Source organism: Priestia flexa NBRC 15715 (genome assembly GCF_001591565.1).
GTDB classification, from domain to species: domain Bacteria; phylum Bacillota; class Bacilli; order Bacillales; family Bacillaceae_H; genus Priestia; species Priestia flexa.
In genome coordinates this window covers 1-4730 of the sequence record NZ_BCVD01000187.1, presented here as the reverse complement: position 1 = coordinate 4730, position 4730 = coordinate 1, and the positions used below count along the sequence as shown (strand labels likewise).

Here is a 4730-nt window from a genome sequence, read left to right as displayed (position 1 = left end):
AATTTATATATATAAATTATTTAAAAAAGAAGACAAGGAATCTTTAATTTCCAGATGTTTATGCATGCCTATCTTTGAAATTAATGAAGAGGTCAAACAATTCTTTGCGAAAATGTTAGATATCTTCGGGAAATATCGAAATTGGGCTGCTCACGGTGGGAGAATATATAGTCATAAGGTAAAAGAAGAATTACCTTTTTATTTGCCTTTACATAACGAATTTGGAATTACAAAGAAAGATTACAATAAAGGGCGTGGAAAGAATGACCTTATGGCACTTTTTATTGGGATGTTTTTCTTTATGGAGTCTGATTTTCACGGTTCAATGATTATCTGCGTAGACGTGAACCATGCATTAAAGTATTACAAAAAAGAGAATCCTCGTTATTATGAAGCCACTCTAGAAAAGATGGGGTTTCCTTTAGATTACGATAATTCTCTATTTGAAGGTAAAGTGAGAAGTCTTAACAGAAACCACGGTGAACTTCTTGCACGCATTAGTTTGCAGAATTCTTCTCCTGATCCTGTAACTAAATAAATTATTAGGTTCATCAATACAATCCTGAATTAGATGAGTTAGTTAGGCGTCATTTTAAGCCAACCCATGATTCTTGACGAGTAGATGAGACATATGTGAAAGTGAAAAGAAAGTGGATGTACCTCTACCGTGCCGTTGATTTTAAAGGGAATACAATTGATTTTTATTTAAGTAAAACAAGAGACACAAAGGCTGCAAAGCGCTTTTTTTAGAAAGCTTTGCGGTCTTGTCATGTTTCGAAGTCCCGTATGATTACAGTAGACAAGAATCCAGCCTATACTATGGCGATTGAAGAATTAAAGAATTAAAAAAAGGTACCTGTAGGCATCCAATTAAGGCAAGTCAAATATCTGAATAACACCGTAGAATAGAATCCTCGGTTTATTAAAAAATGAGTTTCGCTCTATGTTAGGATTAAAATCTTTTAGCACAGCTACATATATTATTTCTGGAGTAGAAGCGATGCATACATACCATAAAAAAGAGCAACTTATTTCAAGAGACAAGTCTGCCCAAAATTAAATGGAACTCATCCATGAACTATTTGGAATTGCTACTTAAGATTAGATTCCACTAGGGGACTTTTCGCCTCTTTATATTTTTCTTCAGTATTTGCATCAGAAAAAGAATACGTTAAGTAGAAGGTCCTTTTTAGGAGCTTTTTTATTAAGACACCAACACAAAATATCGTGTTGGTGTCATCTAAACTAGGAATTCAGCTTATTAGGGAAGCTCTGCTAATCGTTGGTTTAATCTATTTAGTTTTTGTGCTAATTTCTTTTTTTTGTCATTAGGGTGTGAAACTTTAAAAAACGTTCTAACTAGCTTTTTAGTAGCAAGCCCCATTGCCACAGAATAACAACAAAGGTCTTCAAGTGTATCTTGAACAATAAGCTGTTGTAGACCTGTATCTGCCTGTGCTAAATCCGCCTCTGTTAATTCTTCATCTAGGTCTATATCTTCTTCGTCTACTTCTTGGAAATCATCATCTGTAGTTATATTTACAGTTAATCGTTCATCATCAATGACTTCTTTAATATCGAAATCATTACTACATATAAGGTTAGCTGACAAATACAATGCTCCCGCAAGGGAATCAATCTCGCCAATATTAGTTGTATTTTTAATAGGTCTGCGTTCTTTTTTCTTTTTTTTATCTAAATTTGCGAATCCTGTCGTAACCCTATCTACATAAAGGCTATAAACCACCAACTCTTCAGGAGTTAAATTGTCTGTAGGGTTAAATAAAAGCCAATCTTTTTGGTCTATGTACTTTTGAGCGATGTGCTTATTTATAACTAGTTCGTCCAATACAGACTGATGGATATAAATTGTTTCATATATTTCTTTAATCCAAGCAAATATATCTGCATCTCGAAAACCAATCGCATAATTGATGATATTTGTATCAATAAAAACTTTCCCTAAACGTTTCCCCTCTTTCATTACCCTTTGTCCTCTTCTTCCTCATCATCGGATGGTGCAGCTCTCATTTTGTCCATTGCTTTTGCTTGCAATTCTTTGGCTTTTTCAATAGAAGAATTGGCAAGCTTGGTAGCGCCTTGGATGTGATCTAGCTCACCTTTCGCAATTTCATTTTCGATAGATTCTGCGTACTTTGCAAAGCTTACAAATGGAAGTGGACGGTCAAGAGGGCTTTCTGGAAGGTTAAATCTTCGACGAAATATAATCCATTCATGCTCTTTGTAATTTTGCATTTGTTCAGAAGCGTTAGGTAAATCCAATTCGAAAACGCGACGTGCTACGGCTTCATATGGTGCAGATGACATATCCGCAATCATAATGACAGCTTTTTCAGGTTCTATATCTTTAACTAAGTTGTCCCATAAAGAGCGTACAAGTGGTTCTGGCATCATAAGAGCCGCCGCAAAACGGTCTGCCGCACGTTCTTCATCTATTTCATTATTAATCATGTCTTTGATTTTTAGAACATGCCATAATTCATGCGTAGCTGTAAAATAACGGGTACGTAAGGGCAAATGAGTATTTAATACAACAAAAACCTCACCTGTAGTATAAGTGACGGTTGCTCCTTGATATTTTTCATCATCAACATCCCGATAAATCACATGAGAAAGTTCATGTAGTTTAATTTCTATACTAGAACCTATAAATACATCTGAGCCGAAATGTTCATTTAAAACCTGATATGCGTGAGCTTCGCCTACCTTTTCAGCTCTTTCTCTTTCTGTTAGTCCAGAGTGATAATGTCTTTTTGTCATTTATTTAACCCTCTTTAGAAAAATTAGCTCTTTCAATTCGGAGATAATCTTCAATCGCAAACATCATCTTTCTTATGTCCTCTTTTGCATTCAGTGAATCAGCACTTCCACGTAACTGAAAAGAATATGGTTTTTCCTCCGTTTGTTCAGGAGAGATTAAATCTTGGATTGTCACACCCATTGCCTTCGCCACATCAATCATACGTTCCGGTGTAAATTGACGTTTATTTGTAAGTATATGCCCCATAAGAGATTTACTCACACCAATTTCCTCCGCCAATGATTGGTACGTTCTACCTGACTCTTTTAACCATTTTCTTACTTTATTTATAACCATGATATCTCTGTTCATACTAATACCACTTCCTTTATCTTCTACTAATAAGTTACCTTATACTTTATAGTATACACAAAAAAATAAAAAATGTGTAGACTGTCTACAATTTTTATGTAGACAGTCTACACTGCAATAAAAGACATTAAAAAACAACACAATCATTTTTTATATTCTAGTAATACAGATGGTGTTTTACAGCTCATATTAGGAATGCATGAAAAATATTTTATATCCAAACACCTGTTATATCAAACAGTATGTCTAAACGAGGAGGAACATTATAATCATTTTTAAATAACTAAGTTGGTTTAATGATAATTCAACGCAACTAAAATAACACAATTATTAAAGAGATAATATTAAGAAAAGCTGCATAAACAAGAAATAAAGCCTCACCGAGAACCTTACTGCTACGGGGGTTCTTCTTTGTTTTATAGACTTTTTCTATTTTTAATTCTTGTCTACCCATCATAAGCTCTCCTTACACAGTTCTATTTATTCAATAGTTTATTATATCAAGGGTTCAGAAATCCACCAAAACTATACTCTAATGGAGCCTAACCCATAAAATCACCATCAAAATAAAGCTTATCCATCACATTATTTACAATGCCATTAAAATATCCAAACAGATTATCAATCTTCGCTTCTTGCTTAACCTTCATCACAAGTTCTTTCACAGCTTTTAATCCAACAGTTAACTCTTGCTGTGGAGTGAATGCACGTTCTTCTGTCATATGATTAATAACACGGTTGCATTGCTTCACAACCTTCCACATTTCTGAGATTGTGGAGGACTCATTATAAAAACAGCTTACTAGATCAGTGAATTGTTCTGGTACCCAATGAGGTACAAAATTTGCTTTAGAAAAAGAATTAGCAGTTTTAGAAGTTAAAGCGCACGCTGTATTACGTTTATTATTAATGTTTTGTTTTAAGGAAGGATTAGTTGTTTTAATGGGCGGACACTTCTTTGACTTTTCAATAGGTGCCTTGTCGGACATTTCTTCAATTGGCTCAATAATAATTGCATTGGATGTCTGCAGCATGTCTTTACTGCGTTTCATTGGCACCTGTTTAATCATCTTTAAACCTTCAAGTTTCTTCATTAAACGCTGCACAGTTTTATAAGATACTTCTAGCTTAGCTGCAATGGTATTCTTATTCATGTAGCTCACACCTAACTGCTTACAGCTGTGGCGCTTTAAAAGCTCTAGTAAGGCTAGAAGTCTTGCGCGTACGTCTGTACGCTTAATAGCCTTATTCAGCATATCTTTATACGTTCTAACTGTTTCGTTCATTTCTTCAAGATCTGTAAATGTAGAAAGGTTGTTAAATGATTCTAAACTTGCAATAACTTCAATTCGTTTCTTCATAGGGTCCTGTCTCCTTTTTAGAAACAAAAAGCAACGATTCACCAGTGATAGCAAACCGTTGCTAATGAACCCTGTAATGTATTAAACTACATTTAAGAGTACAGCAAGTGTTTGCCTATCCTCAGTAGGCGGACGGTATAAAAGGTGTTGGCGCACGTTTTATACACGCTGTGCTTTTTTGTTTTTAGTAAGCAGAAAGACTATATGTATATTATTTATGGTGGAGTACCGCCGCC

4 protein-coding genes and 2 pseudogenes are annotated in these 4730 nt (G+C 34.7%); 2 read left to right on the top strand and 4 right to left on the bottom strand.

What is annotated here, in order from left to right; genetic code table 11:
- Both BFL01S_RS18980 and BFL01S_RS20210 read left to right on the top strand, forming a co-directional pair.
- Window positions 1–538: pseudogene (locus BFL01S_RS18980) on the top strand (hypothetical protein); the annotation flags it as partial.
- 8 nt (window positions 539–546) lie between these two features.
- Window positions 547–1060: pseudogene (locus BFL01S_RS20210) on the top strand (IS6 family transposase); the annotation flags it as partial.
- A 201-nt stretch (window positions 1061–1261) separates the two neighbouring features.
- Here the strand turns inward: BFL01S_RS20210 and BFL01S_RS18970 are convergent.
- From BFL01S_RS18970 to BFL01S_RS18955, 4 genes are all read right to left on the bottom strand, one after another.
- Complete coding sequence (locus BFL01S_RS18970; RefSeq protein WP_061786646.1) at window positions 1262–1984, bottom strand: hypothetical protein; 723 nt, start codon at window positions 1982–1984, stop codon at window positions 1262–1264.
- Window positions 1984–2781 (bottom strand): ImmA/IrrE family metallo-endopeptidase, encoded by a 798-nt coding sequence (locus tag BFL01S_RS18965; RefSeq protein WP_061786645.1) that lies wholly within the window; start codon window positions 2779–2781, stop codon window positions 1984–1986. The genes BFL01S_RS18970 and BFL01S_RS18965 overlap by 1 nt, the downstream gene beginning before the upstream one ends.
- A 4-nt stretch (window positions 2782–2785) precedes the next feature.
- On the bottom strand, window positions 2786–3133 hold the full coding sequence (locus BFL01S_RS18960) for a helix-turn-helix transcriptional regulator (RefSeq protein ID WP_061786644.1): 348 nt from the start codon (window positions 3131–3133) through the stop codon (window positions 2786–2788).
- Between the two features lie 542 nt (window positions 3134–3675).
- Window positions 3676–4494, bottom strand: a complete 819-nt coding sequence (locus BFL01S_RS18955) for a hypothetical protein (RefSeq protein WP_061786643.1) — start codon at window positions 4492–4494, stop codon at window positions 3676–3678.
- Window positions 4495–4730 lie beyond the last annotated feature (236 nt).